Here is a 22,879-nt window from a genome sequence, read left to right on the forward strand (position 1 = left end):
TATATGCCAATCGCGGCCAAAGAGGAATGCCCCCTGCGTTTGCGAAGCCCAACGGCCCCACTTGTAAGCCGTTGATTATTGATTGTTTTCCGGGTCATTCTGATGACAGCCAGGATTTTCGGCGGCAGCCAAGGCCACCCCTGCCAAAGCGGCTGCTTTCCCTCCGCCTGCCGCTTTCATCCACGCGCGAGCGGTGCGACAATGCCGGCCATGAAAGACGTCGAACCCCTACAGATCCAGCGCGATATTCTCACGGTCAGCCAGCTCAACCGCCGCGCCCGCCAGTTACTGGAGACTCATTTGCCCCTGCTGTGGGTGGAGGGGGAGATCTCCAACTTCGCCCGCCCCTCCTCCGGCCACTGGTACTTCACCCTCAAAGACGCCAATGCCCAGGTCAAATGCGCCATGTTCCGCAATCGCAACCAGGCCGTCAGGCAGCTGCCGCAACACGGCCAGCAAGTGCTGGTGCGCGGGCGGGTCAGCCTCTACGAGGGCCGCGGCGACTACCAAATGATCGTCGAGCACCTGGAGGACGCCGGCTTTGGTGCCCTGCAACGGGCCTTCGAACAATTGAAACACAAGCTGCTGCAGGAGGGCCTGTTCGACCCGGCCTACAAGCAGCCCTTGCCGCGCCTGCCGCGCCATATCGGCATCATCACCTCGCCCACTGGCGCCGCTATCCGCGACATCCTGCACGTGTTGCAGCGGCGCTTTCCGGCCATACCGGTATCGTTGTTCCCGGTGGCCGTGCAGGGCAGTGCGGCGGCGGGAGAGATTGTCGCCGCCCTGCAACTGGCCAACGCCCAGAGCGATTGCGACGTGCTGATCGTCGGCCGCGGTGGTGGCTCGCTGGAGGATTTGTGGCCGTTTAATGAAGAGTCGGTGGCGCGGGCGATATTTGCCAGCCGCATCCCGGTGATTAGCGCCGTGGGCCACGAAGTGGACACCACCATTGCCGATTTTGTCGCCGACCTGCGCGCGCCTACACCGTCTGCCGCCGCCGAGCTGTGCACCCCGGACGGCAACGAGATGCTGCAGCAGTTTGCCCGCTACCAGCAATTGTTACTGCGAGCCATCAACACCCGCATCCGCGAAGACCGCCATCGCCTCAGCGCGCGCAGCTCGCGCTTGCAACACCCGGCCCAGCGCCTGCAAGCCCAGGCCCAGCACCTGGACAACCTGGAGATTCGCCTGCGCCAGGTCGTGCAAGCCAGGCTGCAACGCCTGGCAGTGCGGCTGGACAACGTGGCCGGCCGCTGCCAGCAGGAAAACCCGGGCACCCGGGTAGAGACTTTAGTCAAACAGGTTGAACAGCTGGGCCGCCGGCTCAATGCCAGCGTGCAACAAGTGCTGCAACTTAAGCGCCAGGCCCTGGGCCAGCAATCGGCACTGCTGGACAGCGTCAACCCGCTCAGCGTGTTGCAGCGAGGCTACTCACTGACCAGCGACACCAGCGGCAAGGTGATTCGCAGCAGCACTGACATCAACAGCGGCGATCAAATCATTACCCGACTGGGCAGTGGCAAGCTGGTGTCCACAGTCGACACTGTGGAATAAAAGCGCGACATCGCAGAGGACCTGCCAGCAGCACCATCATCACCCCAGCGCCGCGCGACGCTGGTTATTCGTGATGATCCGGGTGCAGGTCGTCGACTCCTCCGCCGTTGACAAAGAACACCGGGTTGGTGAGTTTTCCGGCCAGTATTTCTGCCGCCCGCTGGCTGCGCATGCCGGCCATACAGATCAGGTAGACGGTTTGATCCGCACCCAGCCCCGCATCATCGATCAGCTTTTGTACTTTGCCGGCATCGATACCCGGCAGCGGCACATTGACGCTGCCGCGGCAGCGCCGGCCGGCAAACTCGTCTTCATTGCGGACGTCGATACACAGGGGCACCGCCTGGTTTTGCAGTTGCTCGCTAAACTCTTGTACAGAAATGCTGCGGTAACTCATCAGTATTAACCTCGATCCGGACAGTACATATCTTTCAGTAAACTCACCACCCGCTGGGCCTTGTCGCCATTGAGGCGATAGTAGATGGTTTGCCCTTCCCGCCGGGTGCTCACCAGCTCCGCCTCGCGCAGGCTGGCAAGATGCTGGGACAGCGCCGATTGACTCAGCGGCACAGTCTGGTTCAACTCACCCACAGACAACTCCTTGCCCAGCAGAGTGCAGACAATCATCAATCGATTTTGATTCGCCAGCTGCTTTAACAACGCGGCAGCTGCACCGGCATGCTGCAGCAGATCGGACATATCCGCACCCATAACCCTTACCTCGGGAACACAATAGTATATTAGATAGATCTAAACTAGAAGAACTGAGAAAGATTGCCAGAAACAAATCTCGCCTCTGCTATTAAACTGACTCCAGCAGTACCACGGCATAGGCGGCAATGCCCTCTTTGCGGCCGGTAAAGCCGAGCTTTTCCGTGGTGGTAGCCTTGATATTGACCTGCTCCAACTCCGCCTCGAGATCCGCCGCCACTCGCTCCACCATGGCATTGATATAGGGTGCCATGCGCGGCGCCTGGGCGACAATCGTCATGTCGGCATTGGCTAGGCGGTAGCCCTTGCCCTTCACCATCGCGAACACCATGCGCAACAGGGCGCGGCTGTCGACGTTGCGAAAACTGGCATCGTTATCGGGAAAGTGACGCCCAATATCGCCCAGTGCCACAGCACCGAGCAGGGCATCACACAGTGCGTGCAACAGCACATCGCCATCGGAGTGGGCGATCAGGCCGTGACTGTGCGGTATCGCCACGCCGCCAATCACGATCTTCTCCCCCGCGCCAAAGGCGTGCACGTCGTAACCATGACCAATTCTCACCAGCTAGTCTCCCGTTTGCTTGCGGCTTTAAATTCAGGTTTACAGTTTAGCGGCGCTCCGGCTGGCGCAGCAGCAGCTCCGCCAACAGCAGGTCTTCCGGCCGGGTAATTTTTATATTGTCGCTGCGCCCCTCCACCATCAGCGGGGTAAACCCGGCCGCCTCCAGCGCCGAGGCTTCGTCGGTGATGACCAACCCCTGTTCCAGGGCATCCTGCAGGGCCTGCAGCAGCGGCGCAAAACGAAACAGTTGCGGCGTCAGCGCGCGCCAGAGCGCACTGCGGTCAACGGTTTCCCGGATACCGCGATCTGCGTCGGCACGCTTCAGGGTATCGCTGACTGGCGCGCCGAGAATGCCTCCCACCGGGTGCTCGGCGACCGCCGCCAGCAGGCCCTCGATGTCGTCGATGGTTACACAGGGGCGCGCCGCATCGTGCACCAGCACCCAATCCGAGGGCTGCAGCCGCTGGCGCAGCAAGCGCAGGCCATTCAATACCGAATCGCTGCGCTCGGCACCGCCCTCCGCCACTTCAATGCGGGGTTGGGAAAATACCGGCAAATCGCGCCAGCCGTCGTCATCCGGGCTGACCAGCACCACCAGCCCCTGTAGACCGGGCAGGCGCAGCAGCAGCTCCAAGGTATGCTCGAGTATGGTTTTGTGGTGGATGCGCAGATATTGCTTGGGCTGGCTGGCCCCCATACGGGCGCCGACTCCCGCCGCCGGCACCACGGCCCAGAAGCGAGTTGTTGCAATACTGGAATTCATTGGCCTGGTCACGCGCTACTCTTCCGGCTCCACCACCATATAAAAGGTCTCCCCCGGCTTGATCATGCCGAGGTCTTCACGGGCCCGCTCTTCCACTGCGTCCAGGCCCGATTTAAGCCCCCTCACCTCAGCGGCCAGAATTTCATTGCGCTGCTGCAAGCGCTGGTTTTCCAGGTCCTGGCTCTGTACTGCCCGCTGCAGGCGCACTACCGCCGCCAGGCTGCCGTCGCCGACCCAGAGCCGGTATTGCAGCACCGCGAGTAGAACCAGGAGTGTCAAGGCGAGCCATTTCATACGGTCGAGGTACGGTTTCCGGAATCAGGTAGGGGCAATTATGCGAACCAGTATAGCTGTAGTGGAAATAAAAATGGGCCGGAAATACCGACCCATTAAGCAATCTGTCGAGCTGCCCTCACCGCGCCAGGCGCAGCGAGGGTCTATGCAGCCGTCAGCCAGTCCTCAGGACTTGAATTCAGCGCGGCCGCGATAAGGCGCCTTGGCATTGCCCAGCTCCGCCTCGATGCGCAGCAGACGGTTGTACTTGGCCACGCGATCAGAGCGACACAGTGAACCGGTCTTGATCTGGCCAGCCGCCGTCGCCACCGCCAAATCGGCAATGGTGGTGTCTTCGGTTTCACCGGAACGGTGGGAAATCACCGCGGTGTAGCCGGCGTCTTTCGCCATTTTGATGGCCTCGAGGGTTTCGGTCAGGGAGCCGATCTGGTTGAACTTGATCAGGATCGAGTTGCCAACGCCCATCTCAATACCCTTCTTCAGGATCTTGGTGTTGGTCACGAACAGGTCATCGCCTACCAGCTGAACCCGGTCACCCAGCTTCTCGGTCTGGTACTTCCAACCGTCCCAGTCGGACTCATCCTGGCCGTCTTCGATGGAGATGATCGGGTACTGATCGCACAACTCGGCGAGGAAATCACTGAAGCCCTCGGAACTGTAGACCTTGCCTTCACCCGCAAGGTCGTACTGGCCGTTTTTGTAGAACTCGGAAGAGGCACAATCCAGCGCCAGGGTCACGTCGGTGCCGAGCTTGTAGCCAGCGTTTTCAGTGGCTTCCTTGATCACCGCCAGGGCGTCGGCGTTAGAGGCAAGGTTGGGGGCAAAACCACCCTCGTCGCCCACTGCAGTATTGAGGCCTTTTGCGCTCAACACCTTTTTCAGGGAGTGAAAGATTTCCGCGCCCACTTGCAGTGCCTCGGAGAAGGACTTGGCGCCCACGGGCTGCACCATAAACTCCTGGATGTCGACGTTGTTGTCGGCGTGCTCACCTCCGTTGATGATATTCATCATCGGTACCGGCATGCTGTACTGGCCGGGCGTGCCATTGATGTCGGCGATGTGCTGATAGAGAGGGATTTTCTTCTCGATGGCAACGGCTTTGGCCGCAGCCAGGGAGACGGCGAGAATCGCATTGGCGCCCAGGTTGGCCTTGTTTTCGGTGCCGTCGGCATCGATCATGGCCTTATCCAGCGCGCGCTGGTCAGCGGCGTCCATACCGGCCAGCAAATCCTTGATGGTGGTGTTGATATTGGCAACGGCCTTCAACACACCCTTACCCAGGTAACGGGATTTATCACCGTCGCGCAGCTCCAGGGCTTCGCGGGACCCGGTGGAGGCTCCGGAAGGTGCACAGGCCGAGCCTACCGCACCGGAATCCAGGATGACTTCGGCACTAACAGTGGGGTTGCCGCGAGAATCAAGCACTTCAAAGGCTTTAATATCTACGATCTTGCTCATTACAGAGTTTCTCCAAGTTGAATTAAATTTGCCTGTGGCTAGCCAGCCCACCCATAAGCTGCGAGCTCAATTTAGTGTCACTTCCAGTGCCCGAAATCTACAGGTTTCAAGCACTTACTGGATCCCCGCCTGCGCGGGAATGACAAAACTGAGCGCCTGGCTGGGAACTAGCTAATATCCAGCGGTGGCAGACTCTTGATCAGGTCGTCCACTGCTTTCATTTCAGTTAAAAAAGGTTCCAGCTTTGCCAGCGGTAAAGCACTGGGGCCATCGCACCGGGCCTGGTCGGGATTGGGGTGCGCTTCCAAAAACAGGCCCGCCAATCCGCAGGCCATACCGGCACGGCCCAGCTCAGCCACCTGCTGGCGACGACCACCAGAGGCGTCCCCCAGCGGGTCGCGACACTGCAGTGCATGGGTGACATCGAAAATCAGTGGTGCACCGCCACTGACCTCTTTCATGGTACGAAAACCGAGCATATCCACCACCAGGTTATCGTAACCGAAACAGCTGCCCCGTTCACAGAGTAATACGTTTTCATTGCCACATTCAGCAAATTTTTCCACGATATTCTTCATCTGGCCGGCGCTGAGGAACTGGGGCTTCTTGATATTGATCACCGCCCCGGTCCTGGCCATGGCGGCCACCAGATCGGTTTGCCGGGCCAGGAAGGCCGGCAGCTGGATCACATCGCAAACTTCGGCCACCGGCTGGCACTGGTGGATCTCGTGCACGTCGGTAATCACTGGAATACCAAAGGTCTGCTTGATCTCGGCGAAGATCTTCAGTCCCTCTTCCATCCCCGGCCCGCGATAGGAGTGAATCGAGGAGCGATTGGCCTTGTCGAAGGAGGCCTTGAAGACGTAGGGGATACCCAGCTTGCCGGTCACGTTCACATAGTGCTCAGCCACCTGCATGGCCAGGTCGCGGGACTCCAGTACATTCATGCCGCCGAACAACACAAAAGGCTTGTCGTTGGCAACCGCAACAGATTGAATATTGATGGTCTTGTTTTTCATAGGTTATCCGTTTTCGATTAAGCCCAGAATTGAGTTTGCACCCGGGTGCGCCCCGCCGGGCAGCAGCCCGGCTTCGGCCAGTTACCGGGCCTGGCTATTGCGCAAGGCAGCCTGGATAAAACTGGTAAACAACTTGTGGCCGGTCAATGGGCTGGAGGTGAACTCCGGGTGAAACTGACAGCCGATGAACCAGGGGTGATCTTCCAATTCCACCATCTCCACCAGATTGTCATCGGCCGACCAGCCGCCTATTTTCAACCCTGCCTGCTGCATCCTGTCGACGAAGTTGTTGTTGACCTCGTAGCGATGCCGATGGCGCTCTACGATCACATCCTCAGCGTAAATATCCCGCGCCCGGCTGCCAGCCACCAGCCGACACTCCTGCCCGCCGAGACGCATGGTGCCGCCCAAGTCGGATTTTTCATCGCGCTTTTCCACCTCACCTTCGGAGGTGGTCCACTCGGTAATCAGGCCGATGACCGGGTGCTTGCTGGCGCGATTGAACTCGGTACTGTTGGCGTCGCTCCAGCCCAGTACATTGCGGGCAAACTCGATGACCACCGACTGCATGCCCAGGCAGATACCCAGGTAGGGCACCTTGTTTTCCCGGGCGTAACGCACTGCCATTAACTTGCCTTCCATGCCCCGCTCGCCAAAACCACCGGGCACCAGAATCGCATCGGCATCCTCCAGCAGTACCGTGCCCTTTTGCTCCACATCCTCGGCGTTAATATGCTTCACATTGACCTTGGTGAGAGTGTGCACGCCGGCGTGAATCAGGGCTTCATTGAGGGACTTGTAGGCATCCAGCAAATCCATGTACTTGCCGACCATGGCGACAGTCACTTCGTGCCTGGGGTTCAACTTGCCGTCGACCACCCTGGCCCAGTCGGACAGGTCGGCTTCCGGGGCCTCGACGCCGAAGTTATCCAGCACGATCTGGTCGAGCTTGTAATCCTTGAGCAATTGCGGGATCGAGTAGATGGTCTTGGCGTCGGGCAGCGGGATTACCGCGCGCTCATCGACGTTGGTAAACAGGGCGATCTTGCGGCGCGAATCCGCATCCACTTCAATTTCCGAGCGACAGATCAGGATTTCCGGCTGCACCCCGATGGAGCGCAACTCCTTGACCGAGTGCTGGGTGGGCTTGGTTTTGGTTTCACCGGCGGTGGCGATATAGGGCACCAGGGTCAGGTGAATCCACTGGGCACGCTCGCGCCCAAGCTCGATTTTTAATTGCCGCGCGGCTTCGAGAAACGGCTGTGACTCGATGTCGCCCACGGTACCGCCGATTTCCACCAGGGCGATGTCGGCATCGCGACCACCTTCCAGCACCCGGCGCTTGATTTCATCGGTAATATGGGGGATCACCTGCACGGTACCGCCCAGGTAATCGCCGCGGCGCTCCTTGCGCAGCACCGTCTCGTAGACCCGGCCGGTGGTAAAGTTGTTGCGGCGACTCATCTTGGCGCCGATAAAGCGCTCGTAGTGGCCCAGGTCGAGATCGGTCTCGGCGCCGTCTTCGGTGACGAACACCTCGCCGTGCTGGAACGGGCTCATGGTGCCCGGATCGACATTGATATAGGGGTCGAGCTTGAGTACGGTAACTTTCAGGCCGCGGGCCTTGAGAATGGCACCCAGGGAGGCGGAGGCGATGCCCTTGCCCAAAGAGGAAACAACACCACCGGTTACGAATATATAGCGAGTCATGAAAAACCTTGCTGACTAAAGGGTCAAAATTCGGTTGCGGGGCAGTACAGAAGCATCGATCAACGCCGCCAGAAGCGGCCCCCCAGAAGGGACGCCAGTCTACCGGAAACCATCCCCTGCCTCAATCGCAAGGTTGACAAAAATACGCCCGCCGGATCACCTGCCCGCGGTTTAACCGAACAGCTCCGCGAGGAAGTTGCGGGCCGCCTGCCAGGAGCGACGATCGGCGGTGGGGTTGTAGACCGTACCCATGGCGGTATTATTGGCGGCGGGGTTGGTAAAGGCATGCACTGTGCGGCCATAGGCATGGAGTTGCCAGTCGGCCCCGGCGCTGGTCATCTCGGTGGCCAGGTCGAGTACATCCTGGGGCGGCACCATGGGATCGTCATAGCCGTGCAGCACCAGCACCTTGGCGGCGATGCTGTTGCCAGCGGTGTTGTCCGGTGCCTTCAGCAAACCGTGGAAACTGATCACTCCCAGTACCTCGGCGCCCACTCGAGCCAGGTCCAGCACCGCCAGGCCGCCAAAACAAAAGCCCACGGCAGCAACCTTACCGGCCTCGACCTGAGGCTGTGCCTGCAATGCCGCGATGCCGCTGCCCAGGCGCTCCTGCAGCAACGCCCGGTTTTCCAGCAGTGGGTTCATCAGCGCGGCATTTTCCTCGGGGCCGCTGCCAACCCGACCATCGCCATAGGCATCCAGGGCAAAACCGACATAGCCGAGCCGGGCCAACTGCACCGCCTTGTCACACTCGAGCTGGCCGCGGCCGGCCCAGGTGTGGGCCACAGCCACCGCTGGCAGCGGCCCCGCGAGCGCATCATCCCAGGCCATAAAACCTTCAAAATTCACACCGGCGTGGCTGTATTGCACCGTTTGAGTCTTGATCGTCATTGTTGCTTAACTCCGCTATTGAACTGTTGATTGGATAATAAAATTGCCGCTATCACTCCCCCGGATACGGCCCGCTGTGGTCTGCCGTTGCGTCCCGCGGCCGATAGCACCACTGCAAGCGATAGCCCGGCCCCTGCTCCACCAGGGCGTCCCGGCAGACCCATAAATCGCCCACCGCGACAATCGCATCGCTGCCGCTGGCCCTGAGGATCGGCACCTGGTCGCGCAGCCAGGGCTCCAGCCCCACTTCCTGCAGCAGCTTTTTCAGGGTCTGGGAATGGTTGCGCCAGCTGGGCTGGCAGCGCTCACCCGGCTGGCGCCGGGCCAGGGTGAAACCGGCGGCCGGAATACTAAATCCACCAGCGTTTACCGGCTGCAGCGACAACTGCCAGCAGCCCCAGTGGACAGGCTCCGCCCCGGACCAGGCCCGGGGAGCTGGAGCGGGCTCGCGCCACTGGGGAATTGCGTACAAGCGCTGGCGGTAGCAGCGCAGCGCCAGCCTGCCCCAGCGCACCTCGGCAACGTCCGGCTCAGCGGCGTTGATCAGCTGGGTTTCAATCTCCTGCAGGTGCACCTGCTCGGGCATTTCCAGCCCCAGGCTGGCGACCCAGTGACGCAGCAGGTTACCGCGCCGGAACGGGTCCAGCGCTTTGACCGCGGGCAGGTCAAGACTGGCGCCGCAGCGCTCCGGCCGCGGTTCGGCCAGCTGCAAGTCTTGCGCGGCCACCTGTTCGGCCAGGGCATCATACTGCCCGCAGAGTCGCGCGCTCTGTTGCCAGCGCTGGCTGAATCCGGGCCAGCGCTGCTGCAGCGCGGGCATTACCTGGTGACGCAGGTAGTTGCGATCGAAGTCCTGGGACAGGTTGCTTTCGTCCTCGACCCAGTCGATACCCCACTGCTGCGCCAGTTGCAGCAATTGGGCCCGCTCCAACCCCAGCCAGGGGCGATACAAATTGCCACGACCCAGTGGCCGCTGCTCGGGCATGGCCGCCAGGCCTTTGGGACCACTGCCGCGCAGCAGGCGCAGCAACAGGGTTTCCGCCTGATCGTCGCGGTGATGGGCCAGCAACAGGCCGTCCCCCGCTTGCAGCAGCTGTTTGAACACCCGGTAGCGCGCCGTGCGCGCCGCATCCTCCAGGCCTTTGCCGGTATCGGTCAGTTGCACATTGGCGGTGTGGAAGGTGATACCGAGTGCGGCGCAGGTGGCCCGGCAGTGGGCCTGCCAGCTGTCCGCCCGGGGCGACAAATTGTGATGCACATGAATGGCGAGAAGCGGCTGCGTCAACTTCAAGCGGGCGAGGCAGTGCAGCAACACCGTGGAATCGAGACCGCCACTGTACGCCACCAGCCAGCGTTGCACTTGTGGCCGCTGGGCGACAAACTGTTGCAATGTGTCGACAGGGCTATCCATTATCGCGTTGGCAAACCATTATAGAAGGAGCACACCAGTGTAGTAGGAGACGGTGGGTGCGGGAGACCGCCGGGGCAATTCAAGCACCGGCACCGCAAATGCCGCTATTCTAGCAGCTGCTTGGCAGTGACGGCAGTTTTCCGCCCCGCTAGGGCGTCGCCACACTCTCTGCGCCGCAATCACTGGCAGCCCGGTTTGGGTATTGGTACTTATATCTACGCTTTTATAAAGGTACGAATACGGATACCGCAGTAGACCCTGATAACAAATATTTAGTCCATGGCTTTCAGTAAAATGGTTTTGAGTAAACAAGTATGAGCAAGGTAATTCCCTACGGCAGTTGGCCGTCCCCCATCAGCAGTGACCTGCTAACCCGCCAGAGCGTGCGCCTGGGCGAGCCACAGCTTACCGACGCTGGCATTTACTGGCTCGAATCCCGGCCCCAGGAAGGCGGACGCTCGGTTCTGATGCAGCAAGCCGATAACGGCCCCGCCCTGGAGGTGTTGCCCGCGGCTTGCAATGTGCGCAGTCGCGCCCACGAATACGGTGGCGGCAGTTACCTGGTGGCGGCCGAGCAGGTTTTTTTCGTCGAGGCCGAAGACCAGCGGGTCTATGTTGCCCACAGCGACCCAGCCAGCACCGGCGCCGCACCACAACCGCTGACGCCCACCGGCCCCTGGCGCTACGCCGATTTTTGTTACGACGGCCGGCGCCAGCGCCTGCTCTGTGTGCGCGAGGAGCACAGTGACAGCGGCGCGGAAACGCGCAACAGTATCGTCGCCATCTCCCTGACTGAGCCGCTGGCGGTGACCGTACTAATAGAGGGTCACGATTTCTTTTCCAATCCGCGCCTGTCGCCAGACGGCTCGCAACTGAGCTGGTTGTGCTGGGATCACCCGGCCATGCCCTGGGACAGCAGCCAGTGCTGGTGCGCCCCGGTCACTGCCGATGGCTCAGTCGGTAGCGGGGTAATAGTTGCCGGCGGCAAGGGCGAATCCATATTCCAGCCCCAATGGAGCCCGGACGGCACCCTGTACCTGGTGTCCGATCGCAGCAACTGGTGGAATATCTACCGGGTTAACGCCGACGGGCTGGCGCCGGTAGCGCCACTCAACGGGGAGTTTGCCACCCCGCAGTGGGTGTTTGGCATGTCGACTTACGGGTTTTTATCGGCCCGGGAAATGCTCGCCTGTTTTACCGAGCAGGGGCAATGGTACCTGGCACGTATCGACCTCGAACGGCAGACCCTCACCCGCCTCGAGCTGCCCTTCTGCGATATCAGCCAGGTGCAGTGCTGCAATAACCGCGGCGCCTTCCTCGCCGCCAGCCACACCCGTTTCACCACGCTTTACCTGCTGGGCGACACAGCGCAGGAAGTGGTTTGCTCCAGCCAAAGTGATTTGGCGGCTGATTGGCTCAGCCAGCCCCAGCCAATGACCTTCCCCAGCGGCAAGGGCGCGCAAGCCCACGGCTTCTTCTATCCGCCCTGCAACCCCAAGGTCAGTGCCCCCGCCGGCGACAAGCCACCGCTGGTCGTACTCAGCCACGGCGGCCCCACCGGTGCCACGGAAACCGGGCTGAACTTAAAGATCCAGTATTGGACCAGCCGCGGCTTTGCCGTGATGGATGTCAACTATCGCGGCAGTACCGGCTACGGCCGCCACTATCGGGACCAGCTCAAGAGGGCCTGGGGCGTACACGATGTGGAGGACGTCTGTGCCGCTGCCACGCACCTGGTTGACCTTGGCTTAGTCAACCCGGACCAGTTGATCATCAAGGGCAGCAGCGCCGGCGGCTACACGGTGCTGGCGGCGCTTACCTTTGCCGCAACCTTCAGCGCCGGCGCCAGCCTCTATGGCATCGGCAACCTGGAAACCCTGGCCCGCGACACCCATAAATTCGAATCCCGCTACCTGGACTCACTGGTCGGGGAGTACCCGGCAGAGCGCGAGCTGTACCTGCAGCGCTCGCCACTCTGTCACACCGGGCAACTGAATTGCCCGGTTATTTTTTTCCAGGGGCTGGAGGACAAGGTCGTGCCACCGGACCAGGCCGAGACCATGGTGCAGGCGTTAAAGGCAAAAGGTATCCCGGTTGCCTACGTGCCCTTCCCCGGTGAGGGCCACGGCTTTCGCGGCGCCGCCAGCATCCAGCGCTGCCTGGAGGCAGAGTGGAGCTTTTACGGCCAGGTATTCGACTTCCCTATTCCGGCCGAGATCGAGCCGGTGGCGATTGACAACCTGCCGCGGCGCAAACCAGTGCAGCGAACATAGCTGATATGAAGTGTGCATGACGAATTAGCAGAAACACGATTTACAACCCCGCAACCGTTAATCGTGTCACAGGTCGAGCTGGATATCGTGGCTGCCCCAACCGTTGAAATACTTAAAAAACTCATCCGCCGGCAGGGGTTTGCTGAAATAGAAACCCTGGATAATATCGCAGCGCTCGCGCCTGAGCAGTTCCAGGTGCTCAGCGGTTTCCACTCCTTCCGCAACCACGGTTAGATTCATGCTGTGGGCCATGGCGATAATTGTCTTGATGATCACCGTCATCTTGAGTGTATCCTGGGGTCCGAGCAGAAACGATTGATCAATTTTCAGTTCGTGAATTGGCAGCTGGGCCAAGTGGCTCAGGGAGGAGTAACCGGTACCAAAATCATCGATCGACAAGCGGATGCCGAGCTCGCGAATCTGGTTGAGCAAATCGAGTATAAAGTCCGAATCACCCATGGCCAGGCTTTCGGTGATTTCGATCACCAGACTGCTCGGACTGACTTCGTACTTATCCAGCGCCCGGGACAGGCTCTCGATAATTCGCTCATCCCCTAACTGCTGCTGCGACACATTGATTGCCAGTTTGACATCCTGCATTCCCCGGCTGGACCACTCCGCCAGCTGGCGGCAGGCTTCAAAAATTACCCACTCGCCCAGCGACGGCATTAGATCAAGCTCTTCCGCCAGGGGAATAAATACTCCCGGTGAAACAACTCCGCGGGTGGGATGGTGCCAGCGCAGCAGCGCCTCCATACCGATAACAACCAGTGTATCAGCGGCGACCTTGGGCTGGTAATACAAGCGCATTTGGCCATTGGCAACGGCGTTGCGCAAATCGATCTCCAGTTCCATGCGCTGCTTGGACAGTGCGCGAATTTCCTCGGAAAACAGGCGCACACAATTGCCACCGGATTCACTGGCCACCAGGGTCGCATCCGTGGCACGGCCGATCAGGTCATCTGCTTCTACCTCTCCCGCCGCCGAAATCGCGATACCGGTACTGGCCGTCATTTTAAACACATGCTGGCCGACGACTACCGGCTTGGCCAATGCCGTATTGACGGCATGGATGGACCGTTTGATGGTAGTGGCGTCTTCAATGGCAGGCAGTAGCAAGGTGAATTCCGCACTGCCCAGACGATACAGGGAAAAGCGAATATCGCTGTCATCGTCACTCTCAATCAGGCTTTGGTTGTGCACTTGCGCCAACAAGCTTTCGGAAAACTGCTGCAATACAGCATCACCTGCCAGCATGCCCATGCTCTGGTTAATCTTTTTAAAGTTGTCCAGGTTAATATTGACCAGAACCACGGTCGCCTCAGTCTGCTTGCCTCGCTCCAGCACCCATTTCAGCCGGTCGACAAACATACGCCGATTGGGCAGCCCGGTAAGCGCGTCAAAATAAATCAACTGCTCGTGATAGGTCTTCATACTGAGGGTATTTTGCAGGCGCAGGGCAAGTTCACTGGGATCTACCGGTTTGGCCAGAAAGTCGGTAGCGCCGAGCTCGAGCGCCTTTAACTTGCTGGCCGAATCACTGTTGGCCGTGAGCACAATAATGGGCAGCCGGGAAAACTCAGCTGACGCTCGCAATGAGCGCAGGATGTCAAAACCATCCACCACCGGCATATTCAGGTCCAGCAACAGCACATCCGGCCGGCGCTCCTTCATGGTCTGCAAGGCGATGGTGGAATCTTCAAGGGTCAAAAACTTCGAGTAACCCTCGCCCTCCAAAAACGCCTGCACCAACTCCATCATAATAGGTTCATCGTCCACCATCATAATCAGCGAAGATTTCAAATCGCTGTGCAATTTGTGCACGCTGGATGTGTTGCTGGCTGTTACTGTCATAACCCTCTATACCCTGAATTTACGTTAATTGCATAGGTCGACGGGCACGCCATGGGGAGCCCGTTAGGCCTTTATTACGACACGTCCGATATGGGCTCTATACGCTTTACCATTTCCGCAATGCGCTTATATATCGCCTTGGCAACCGGGGCGTTAGCCTCTTTTGCGGCCAGTTCCAGATCCAGCGCGGGCTCGGTAAACATGCTGTAGCCGACACTTCCCGCCGAGCCCTTTAACCAGTGGGCAAACTGCGCCACCTCTTCGAAATCGCAAGCGGCCAAACTGGCCTCGACGTCGACCAGGCGCTGCTCCAACCGCTGCTGAAACTTGACAATAATCGGATGAAACCGGCTTGAACTGGCCGCCAGCGTCGACTGAATGCGCTCGGGGGATGGGTAGCTCTTGATATTGACAATATTATCCGCACTGTCATTGTCCGCACTGTTGCCCGGTGCAACCACTGTGCCCCCATTGGCCGCCTCGACCTGGCTGGCGGTGCCCGTCTTTAACAGGTCAATTCGTTCATAGAGCGCAGCCAGCTGGGCCAGGAGTGCCGATACTTGCTCTCGCTGACCGCTCTTCGCCGCCTCCTCTAACTCCGCCGCCGGCTGGGTAAAATCGGCAAAGCCCACCGAGCCGCCGGACCCTTTGAGCCAATGTGCCAGCTCCGCCAACTTTGGCATTTGCTCGCCCTCATAGGCCGCACGCATCAACTGCAGTTGCTCGCCCAATCGGGTGACGAAGCGTTCGACAATGGAACGCAAGGTTGGATTGGTCAAGGCCAGGGTAGAGCGCAGGGGTGCTGCTTCTGTCGTGGCGGCCGACTGGCGATCGGCGGTGGCAATAGTGGAGTCAGTGCCCTCAAGCTCCGCTTCCTCAGCCACTGCCACACCGCCCAATTCCTGCGCCAGCATGGTCATCAACTTTTCAATATTGATCGGCTTGGTCATATAACCGGAGTAGCCGGCTTGCAAACATTTTTCCTCTGCGCCCTTCATGGCGTGGGCGGTCAACGCTACGATCGGCAAGGTATAACCCTTCTCTCGCATCATAGCCGCCGCTTCATAGCCATCCATCACCGGCATCTGCACGTCCATCAACACCAGGTCGTATGGGCTGCTGAACAAGGCCTCGCAGGCCTGCTGCCCGTTTTCAGCCACATCCACCTGCAAGCCCGCATCGGCCAACACCACCTCCAGCAGGTTGCGGTTTTCCTGTCCGTCATCCACCACCAGGACTTTGGCGGCGGGGAACTTCCAGGACACGTGCTCGGCTTCGCTGGCGACGTGCTCAACCTGCAACAGTTGTTCAGGTGACAAGAGGCTGGCACCAGCCACACTTTCGTATTTGAGCAAGACGGTAAACGTACTACCCTGGCCCTGCTCACTGCGAGCGGAAATATCACCGCCCAGCGCTTCGGCAAAACGCTTGCTAATGGTCAAACCCAGACCGGTACCGCCAAAGCGCCGGGTAATGGAACTGTCGGCCTGTACAAAGGGCTGGAAAATCGCGCTGGCCTGGGATTCGGACATGCCAATACCGGTATCAATGATTTCCAGCTGCAGAAAATTTTCATCGCCGCGCTGCACCATTTTACTGGTCACCGTAATACCGCCCTGCTCCGTAAATTTAATCGCGTTGCCGATCAGGTTGGTCAGAATCTGCCGCACCCGAGCCGGATCCGACAGGATTTGCTCGGGCATTGGGCCATCCGGCTGGTAGCGAACGGTCAATTGCTTCTCATCCGCCTTGACCCGCATAATCTGGATCACTTCGTGAATCACATGGTGCAGGGAGCAACTGATTTGCTCCACTTCCATCTGGCCGGCTTCGACCTTGGACAAATCCAGAATATCGTTGATCAAGCCCAGCAGATGCTCGCCGCTGGAGGCAATGGTGTTGAGGTATTTGGCGCTCTCCTGGCGGTTCTTGCCATAACCGCGCTTCAGCACCTCGGTAAAACCGAGGATAGCATTCATGGGAGTGCGAATTTCATGGCTCATATTGGCGAGGAAGTCACTCTTGGCACGATTCGCCAAGTCTGCTTCTTCCTTGGATTTGCGCAACTCGATTTCTTTTTCTTCCAGCTCCGTGACATCGTCAAAGCTGACCATCACGCCGGCGGCGTTGCCGTCTCCCCCGAGCACCGGGGAACAGTTCACCATAAAGGTACGCAGATTATTTGCAGCGGTGGGCAGGCGCACGATCTGGCCGCGCTGCACCCGATTTTCCTCGAGCGTAGTTTCCCACGGGTACTTGTAATCATCGTTAGCGGCCACATTGTCCACTTGCCATTCAAACCTCGACACTTTAACCCCAAATAACGCCGCAGCATCCGCATTGACCAGCGTCGCAAAAGCCTCATTGGCGAGCACAATATTTTTCCTGGCATCAAGCACCAGCAAGCCTTCCGCCATGGTATCCAGCGCCGATCGAACCCGTTCCGGAATCGCCTGGGAGGGGTCGAGCTGCTCCAGCATTTTGCCGAGGTAAAAATAAAAAATCACAAAACTCAGCAACCCGACACAGAACAGTAATTGCAAAAACGGGTCCTGCAAATACCCCACCAGCCCCTCGCCACGCAGTGGGGTAAAGGTTAACTCCACGCTGCCCCAGAGCACATCCCCTTCCCAGATAGGCACAATCAGCTGGCCATTAGTGGACTTGCCCTCTTCCATGGGTTTCCAGACCTGGCGGTGATCGCCGGTTGCGACCACCAGGCGGCCATCCTTATGCCGCACACCGGCTGATTTCAGCTCCGGATGACGCTGCATCTGGATCAATAAATTGGACTCCATCCGCGACAAATCTGAACGGGTGATAAATACCGAGGTATTCACGGCGATGGCTTCCGCCACCGCTGCGCGCCCTTCCATGACCAGCGCGTCCTTGTTGGGGATAAGCCCCACCAGACCCGCCACCAACAACAAACTCACGGCAATGGAGGACAAACCCAGCGCGATTCGAGCCTTGGGACTGGGACTGGGTAATGCTTTGAACCAGGCTTTCACTGTGATTCTCCTTCTTGAATCGCATCACGTTCACTGAGCTCGGTGGAAGCCACCATGGATTGCAGTGTTTCATCGTCCTGGGCGGTCGCCACAGGCGTGCCACCCAGTATTGGCAGGGGATCAATAAAGCGCCAGATAGGCAGCGATGACATCAGGCTGCTGAGCAGCACACCGCTGCGAGCCAACCAGACAACGTACCCGGCGGTCAAGCCCGCGGAAACTCCAAAGGCACTGCCCACCAGGTTGTCGCGACTACCGGTTTGCTGATCAATCATTTCGCGCATTTGATCCAGTTGCCGCATAAAGTTATCGGACTTCACCAGCTCCAGCGGTTCGTTGTATAACATGAACTGCTTTTGCATGGACTCAACTACGGCCAGTTCTGCCGGCACAAAAACACTTAGCTTGTCGTTGAGTTCGCGCAACCCATCACGCTCGGCCTCAAACAACCCGTCGGTGTTGTTATCAATATCAATGGTTGGCGCCAATGCCGGGCCACCATCGGTGGGTGTCAGGTCAGAAACGATGATGGTTTCATTAGCAATAGTGGGCCCCTGATCGACCGGGCCACCCTCTTCCTGCGAATCGGTATCATCCGTAGTGTCATTGGCTGGCTTTTTCCCCGTGCCGGTATCTTCATTGGTCGCAGCGGTATCGGTGGGAAGCTCTACGGTTGGCGCAACGTAGGTGTTGTTGATAACAGTAATGACCACAGTCTTAATATTGGCGCTGTCGTTGTTACTGCCCGAATCATCCATGGCGATATAGGTAAATGTCACGGACCTTTCAGCGCCGAGTTCCAGATCCTTGAACTCGTCGTTCAAATTAAAGGTAAAAGTGCCATCGCCATTATTGACCAGTATTCCTTCTGCAGGCTGGCTGACAATCAGGAATTGGTGGGTATCCGAACTGTCCGCGTCCGTCACGTTAAAGGTACCACTGACGCTATTAGCAGTAACTTCCGTGCTTAGGGTTAGCGCCGACACCTGGGGCCGATCATTACTGCCGGTGACTGTTACCGTAACAACCTCAGACGTACTGACATTATTGGCCGTACCAGAATTATCAATAACGGTGTAGGTAAAGGTCACGTCGCGGGTTTCACCGTCGGCCAGGTCCTGAAAATCGGTGCCGGGATCGAAGGTGAAGGTGCCGTCGTTGTTGTTTACCACGCTGCCTTCCGACGGTGCGCTGGTGATGTTGAAGGTGTGGCTGTCGGTGGTATCGGCGTCGCCGGTCACGACAAAGGTGCCGTCGACGGTCGCGCCGTCTTCATCGGCACTGATGGCTACCGCGCCGGCGGTCGGCTGGTCGTTGGTACCGCTGACTGTCACAGTCACTGTGGCTGAAGTACTGGTCGCATTGCCAGTACCGGAATCATCGATGGCGATGTAAGTGAAGGTCACGTCGCGGGTTTCACCGTCGGCCAGGTCCTGGAAGTCACTGCCGGGATCGAAGGTGAAGGTGCCGTCGTTGTTGTTCACCACACTGCCCTCGCTGGGCGCGCTGGTGATATCGAAGGTATGGCTGTCGGTGGTGTCGGCGTCGCCGGCGACAACGAAGGTGCCGTCAACCGTGGCGCCGTCTTCATCGGCACTGATGGCTACCGCGCCGGCGCTCGGCTGGTCGTTGGTACCCGTTACCGTGATGGTCACGGTCGCTGAAGCACTGGCGGCGTTGCCAGTGCCGGAATCATCCGTCGCGGTGAAGGTAAAGGTCACATCGCGGGTTTCACCGTCAGCCAGATCCTGGAAGTCACTGCCGGGGTTGAAGGTGAAGGTTCCGTCGTTGTTGTTTACCACGCTGCCCTCGCCGGGCGCGCTGGTGATATCGAAGGTGTGGCCGTCGGTGGTATCGGCGTCGCCCGCGACAACAAAGGTGCCGTCGACGGTCGCACCGTCCTCATCCGCACTGATGGCTACTGCGCTGGCCGTGGGTTGGTCGTTGGTACCCGTTACCGTGATGGTCACGGTGGCCGCAGTACTGGTGGCGTTGCCAGTACCGGAATCATCGATGGCCGTGTAGGTAAAGGTCACATCGCGGGTTTCACCGTCGGCCAGGTCCTGGAAGTCACTGCCCGGATCAAAAGTAAAGGTGCCGTCGTTGTTGTTCACCACACTGCCCTCAGCCGGCGCGCTGGTGATATCGAAGGTGTGGCTGTCGCTGGAATCGGCGTCGCCAGCGACAACAAAGGTGCCATCAACCGTAACGCCATCTTCATCCGCGCTGATGGCTACGGCACCCGCGGTGGGCTGGTCGTTGGTGCCAGTTACTGTCACCGTTACTGTGGCTGAGGTGCTGGTGGCATTGCCGGTACCGGAGTCATCAATCACGGTGTAGGTAAAGGTCACATCGCGGGTTTCACCCTCGGCCAGGTCCTGGAAGTCACTGCCCGGGTCGAAGGTAAAGGTGCCGTCGTTGTTGTTGACCACACTGCCCTCGCTGGGCGCGCTGGTGATATCAAAGGTGTGGCCGTCGCTGGTATCAGCGTCGCCAGCCAGCACAAAGGTGCCGTCAACCGTAGCGCCGTCTTCGTCCGCACTGATGGCGACCGCACCGGCCGTGGGTTGGTCATTGGTGCCAGTCACGGTGACGGTCACCGTGGCCGCAGTACTGGTGGCATTGCCAGTGCCGGAATCATCAATCGCGGTGTAGGTAAAGGTCACATCGCGGGTTTCACCGTCGGCCAGGTCCTGGAAGTCGGTGCCGGGATCGAAGGTGAAGGTGCCGTCGTTGTTGTTGACCACGCTGCCCTCAGACGGCGCGCTGGTGATATCAAAGGTGTGGCCGTCGCTGGTATCAGCGTCGCCAGCCAGCACAAAGGTGCCGTCAACCGTAGCGCCGTCTTCGTCCGCACTGATGGCGACCGCACCGGCCGTGGGTTGGTCATTGGTGCCAGTCACGGTGACGGTCACCGTGGCCGCAGTACTGGTGGCATTGCCAGTGCCGGAATCATCAATCGCGGTGTAGGTAAAGGTCACATCGCGGGTTTCACCGTCGGCCAGGTCCTGGAAGTCACTGCCCGGATCGAAGGTAAAGGTACCGTCGTTGTTGTTCACCACACTGCCCTCAGCCGGCGCGCTGGTGATATCGAAGGTGTGGCTGTCGGTGGTATCGGCGTCGCCGGCCACGACAAAGGTGCCGTCGACAGTCGCGCCGTCTTCATCGGCACTGATGGCTACGGCACCCGCGGTGGGCTGATCGTTGCTGCCGGTCACGGTGACGGTCACTGTGGCCGATGTACTGGTGGCAGTGCCGGTGCCAGAGTCGTCAATGGCCGTGTAGGTAAACGTCACGTCACGGGTTTCTCCATCAGCCAGGTCCTGGAAGTCACTGCCGGGATCAAAAGTGAAGGTGCCGTCGTTGTTATTGACCACGCTGCCCTCGCTGGGCGCGCTGGTGATATCGAAGGTGTGATCGTCGCTGCTGTCGGCGTCGCCCGCCAGCACAAAGGTACCGTCGACGGTGGCGCCGTCTTCATCGGCACTGATGGCTACCGCGCTGGCACTCGGCTGGTCGTTGGTCCCCGTTACCGTGACGGTCACCGTGGCCGAAGCACTGGTCGCGTTGCCAGTGCCAGAGTCGTCAATGGCCGTGTAGGTAAAGGTCACGTCGCGGGTTTCACCGTCGGCCAGATTCTGGAAGTCGGTGCCCGGATCAAAAGTAAAGGTGCCATCGTTGTTGTTCACCACGCTGCCTTCCGACGGTGCGCTGGTGATGTTGAAGGTGTGAGTGTCGGTGGTATCGGCATCGCCGGCCACGACGAAGGTGCCGTCAACGGTGCTGCCGTCTTCATCGGCACTGATGGCGACCGCGCTGGCGGTGGGCTGGTCGTTGGTACCAGTCACAGTGACAGTTACTGTCGCGGATGTACTGGTGGCATTGCCGGTGCCGGAGTCGTCAATCGCGGTGTAGGTAAAGGTCACGTCGCGGGTTTCACCGTCGGCCAGGTCCTGGAAATCACTGCCGGGATCAAAGGTGAAGGTGCCGTCGTTGTTGTTGACTACGCTGCCCTCGCTGGGTGCGCTGGTGATGTCGAAGGTGTGGTTATCGGTGGTATCGGCGTCGCCTGCCAGCACAAAAGTGCCGTCGACGGTCGCACCGTCTTCATCGGCGCTGATGGCTACAGCGCTGGCGCTCGGCTGGTCATTGGTACCGGTCACGGTGACGGTCACTGTCGCCGACGTACTGGTGGCAGTGCCGGTGCCGGAATCATCAATGGCGGTGTAGGTAAAGGTCACATCGCGGGTTTCACCGTCGGCCAGATCCTGGAAGTCACTGCCCGGATCGAAGGTGAAGGTGCCGTCGTTGTTGTTTACCACGCTGCCTTCAGCCGGCGTGCTGGTGATGTCGAAGGTGTGGCTGTCGGTAGTATCGGCGTCACCCGCTACGACAAAGGTGCCGTCGACAGTCGCGCCGTCTTCATCGGCAGTGATGGCTATGGCACCGGCCGTGGGCTGGTCGTTGCTGCCGGTCACCGTGACGGTCACGGTCGCCGACGTACTGGTGGCGTTGCCAGTGCCGGAATCATCAATGGCGGTGTAGGTAAAGGTCACATCGCGGGTCTCACCGTCGGCCAGGTCCTGGAAGTCACTGCCCGGATCGAAGGTGAAGGTGCCGTCGTTGTTGTTTACCACGCTGCCTTCAGCCGGCGCGCTGGTGATATCAAAGGTGTGGCCGTCGCTGGTATCAGCGTCGCCAGCCAGCACAAAGGTGCCGTCAACCGTAGCGCCATCTTCGTCCGCACTGATGGCTACGGCACCGGCCGTGGGTTGGTCATTGGTGCCAGTCACGGTGACGGTCACCGTGGCCGACGTACTGGTGGCATTGCCGGTACCGGAATCATCGATGGCGGTGTAGGTAAAAGTCACATCGCGGGTTTCACCGTCGGCCAGGTCCTGGAAGTCACTGCCCGGATCAAAAGTAAAGGTGCCGTCGTTGTTGTTCACCACGCTGCCTTCAGACGGTGCGCTGGTGATGTCGAAGGTGTGACTGTCGGTGGTATCGGCGTCGCCCGCGACGACGAAGGTGCCGTCGACGGTAGCGCCGTCTTCATCGGCGCTGATGGCTACCGCGCCGGCGGTGGGCTGGTCGTTGCTGCCGGTCACGGTGACGGTCACCGTGGCCGAAGCACTGGTGGCGTTGCCGGTGCCGGAATCATCCGTCGCGGTGTAGGTAAAGCTGACTTCGCGGGTTTCACCGTCGGCCAGGTCCTGGAAATCACTGCCGGGATCAAAGGTAAAGGTACCGTCGTTGTTGTTGACCACGCTGCCCTCGGCAGGCGCGCTGGTGATGTCGAAGGTGTGGATGTCGGTGGTATCGGCGTCACCCGCGACGACAAAAGTGCCGTCAACCGTCGCGC

Annotated in this window: 15 protein-coding genes; 2 read left to right on the forward strand and 13 right to left on the reverse strand. The window is 59.5% G+C overall.

Annotated features, from left to right (window positions below; translation table 11 throughout):
- Positions 1-201 precede the first annotated feature (201 nt).
- A complete protein-coding gene (xseA, locus tag G8764_RS21740) occupies positions 202-1,557 on the forward strand; it encodes an exodeoxyribonuclease VII large subunit (RefSeq protein WP_166168306.1) in 1,356 nt (451 codons plus the stop codon).
- A 64-nt stretch (positions 1,558-1,621) separates the two neighbouring features.
- Here the strand turns inward: xseA and G8764_RS21745 are convergent, their stop codons facing one another.
- The 10 genes from G8764_RS21745 to tilS all read right to left on the reverse strand — a co-directional run bounded on the left by G8764_RS21745 (position 1,622) and on the right by tilS (position 10,379).
- Entirely contained in the window at positions 1,622-1,954 is a 333-nt protein-coding gene (locus tag G8764_RS21745; protein ID WP_166168309.1) for a rhodanese-like domain-containing protein, read from the reverse strand.
- Positions 1,955-1,959: 5 nt separating this feature from the next.
- On the reverse strand, positions 1,960-2,268 hold the full coding sequence (locus G8764_RS21750; RefSeq protein ID WP_166168312.1) for an ArsR/SmtB family transcription factor: 309 nt from the start codon (positions 2,266-2,268) through the stop codon (positions 1,960-1,962).
- 91 nt (positions 2,269-2,359) lie between these two features.
- Complete coding sequence (gene ispF / locus G8764_RS21755; RefSeq protein ID WP_166168315.1) at positions 2,360-2,833, reverse strand: 2-C-methyl-D-erythritol 2,4-cyclodiphosphate synthase; 474 nt, start codon at positions 2,831-2,833, stop codon at positions 2,360-2,362.
- Positions 2,834-2,879: 46 nt separating this feature from the next.
- Positions 2,880-3,596 (reverse strand): 2-C-methyl-D-erythritol 4-phosphate cytidylyltransferase, encoded by a 717-nt coding sequence (ispD, locus tag G8764_RS21760; protein WP_166168318.1) that lies wholly within the window; start codon positions 3,594-3,596, stop codon positions 2,880-2,882.
- A gap of 15 nt (positions 3,597-3,611) precedes the next feature.
- Entirely contained in the window at positions 3,612-3,890 is a 279-nt protein-coding gene (gene ftsB, locus G8764_RS21765) for a cell division protein FtsB (protein ID WP_166168321.1), read from the reverse strand.
- 165 nt (positions 3,891-4,055) lie between these two features.
- Positions 4,056-5,348: a phosphopyruvate hydratase gene (gene eno, locus G8764_RS21770; protein WP_166168324.1), complete on the reverse strand. Its 1,293-nt coding sequence runs from the start codon at positions 5,346-5,348 to the stop codon at positions 4,056-4,058.
- Positions 5,349-5,515: 167 nt separating this feature from the next.
- Complete coding sequence (kdsA, locus tag G8764_RS21775; protein WP_166168327.1) at positions 5,516-6,367, reverse strand: 3-deoxy-8-phosphooctulonate synthase; 852 nt, start codon at positions 6,365-6,367, stop codon at positions 5,516-5,518.
- Positions 6,368-6,448: 81 nt separating this feature from the next.
- Entirely contained in the window at positions 6,449-8,077 is a 1,629-nt protein-coding gene (locus tag G8764_RS21780; protein WP_166168330.1) for a CTP synthase, read from the reverse strand.
- Between the two features lie 171 nt (positions 8,078-8,248).
- Positions 8,249-8,968 carry a dienelactone hydrolase family protein gene (locus G8764_RS21785; RefSeq protein WP_166168333.1) on the reverse strand — a complete coding sequence of 240 codons (720 nt, stop codon included), beginning with the start codon at positions 8,966-8,968 and terminating at the stop codon, positions 8,249-8,251.
- Between the two features lie 52 nt (positions 8,969-9,020).
- The gene (gene tilS / locus G8764_RS21790; RefSeq protein ID WP_166168355.1) at positions 9,021-10,379 is read right to left on the reverse strand and encodes a tRNA lysidine(34) synthetase TilS; all 1,359 of its coding nucleotides are present in this window, start codon (positions 10,377-10,379) and stop codon (positions 9,021-9,023) included.
- Positions 10,380-10,693: 314 nt separating this feature from the next.
- Between tilS and G8764_RS21795 the strand changes: the two genes are divergently transcribed.
- Positions 10,694-12,652 carry a S9 family peptidase gene (locus tag G8764_RS21795; protein WP_166168358.1) on the forward strand — a complete coding sequence of 653 codons (1,959 nt, stop codon included), beginning with the start codon at positions 10,694-10,696 and terminating at the stop codon, positions 12,650-12,652.
- A gap of 66 nt (positions 12,653-12,718) precedes the next feature.
- Here G8764_RS21795 and G8764_RS21800 read toward each other — a convergent pair whose 3' ends face one another.
- The 3 genes from G8764_RS21800 to G8764_RS21810 all read right to left on the reverse strand — a co-directional run.
- Positions 12,719-14,506: a GGDEF/EAL domain-containing response regulator gene (locus G8764_RS21800; protein ID WP_166168361.1), complete on the reverse strand. Its 1,788-nt coding sequence runs from the start codon at positions 14,504-14,506 to the stop codon at positions 12,719-12,721.
- A gap of 74 nt (positions 14,507-14,580) precedes the next feature.
- Positions 14,581-17,517 (reverse strand): response regulator, encoded by a 2,937-nt coding sequence (locus tag G8764_RS21805; protein ID WP_166168364.1) that lies wholly within the window; start codon positions 17,515-17,517, stop codon positions 14,581-14,583.
- On the reverse strand, positions 17,514-22,879 hold a 5,366-nt coding region (locus G8764_RS21810; RefSeq protein ID WP_166168367.1), incomplete at its 5' end, for a beta strand repeat-containing protein. The genes G8764_RS21810 and G8764_RS21805, both read right to left, overlap by 4 nt.

Source organism: Pseudomaricurvus alcaniphilus, from assembly GCF_011440395.1.
GTDB lineage: Bacteria > Pseudomonadota > Gammaproteobacteria > Pseudomonadales > Cellvibrionaceae > Pseudomaricurvus > Pseudomaricurvus alcaniphilus.

Coding starts and splice junctions, on each gene's coding strand:
- xseA (WP_166168306.1), top strand. CDS start 202: ATGCCGGCCATGAAAGACGTCGAACCCCTACAGATCCAGCGCGATATT.
- G8764_RS21745 (WP_166168309.1), bottom strand. CDS start 1,954: ATGAGTTACCGCAGCATTTCTGTACAAGAGTTTAGCGAGCAACTGCAA.
- G8764_RS21750 (WP_166168312.1), bottom strand. CDS start 2,268: ATGGGTGCGGATATGTCCGATCTGCTGCAGCATGCCGGTGCAGCTGCC.
- ispD (WP_166168318.1), bottom strand. CDS start 3,596: ATGAATTCCAGTATTGCAACAACTCGCTTCTGGGCCGTGGTGCCGGCG.
- ftsB (WP_166168321.1), bottom strand. CDS start 3,890: ATGAAATGGCTCGCCTTGACACTCCTGGTTCTACTCGCGGTGCTGCAA.
- eno (WP_166168324.1), bottom strand. CDS start 5,348: ATGAGCAAGATCGTAGATATTAAAGCCTTTGAAGTGCTTGATTCTCGC.
- kdsA (WP_166168327.1), bottom strand. CDS start 6,367: ATGAAAAACAAGACCATCAATATTCAATCTGTTGCGGTTGCCAACGAC.
- G8764_RS21780 (WP_166168330.1), bottom strand. CDS start 8,077: ATGACTCGCTATATATTCGTAACCGGTGGTGTTGTTTCCTCTTTGGGC.
- G8764_RS21785 (WP_166168333.1), bottom strand. CDS start 8,968: ATGACGATCAAGACTCAAACGGTGCAATACAGCCACGCCGGTGTGAAT.
- tilS (WP_166168355.1), bottom strand. CDS start 10,379: ATGGATAGCCCTGTCGACACATTGCAACAGTTTGTCGCCCAGCGGCCA.
- G8764_RS21795 (WP_166168358.1), top strand. CDS start 10,694: ATGAGCAAGGTAATTCCCTACGGCAGTTGGCCGTCCCCCATCAGCAGT.
- G8764_RS21800 (WP_166168361.1), bottom strand. CDS start 14,506: ATGACAGTAACAGCCAGCAACACATCCAGCGTGCACAAATTGCACAGC.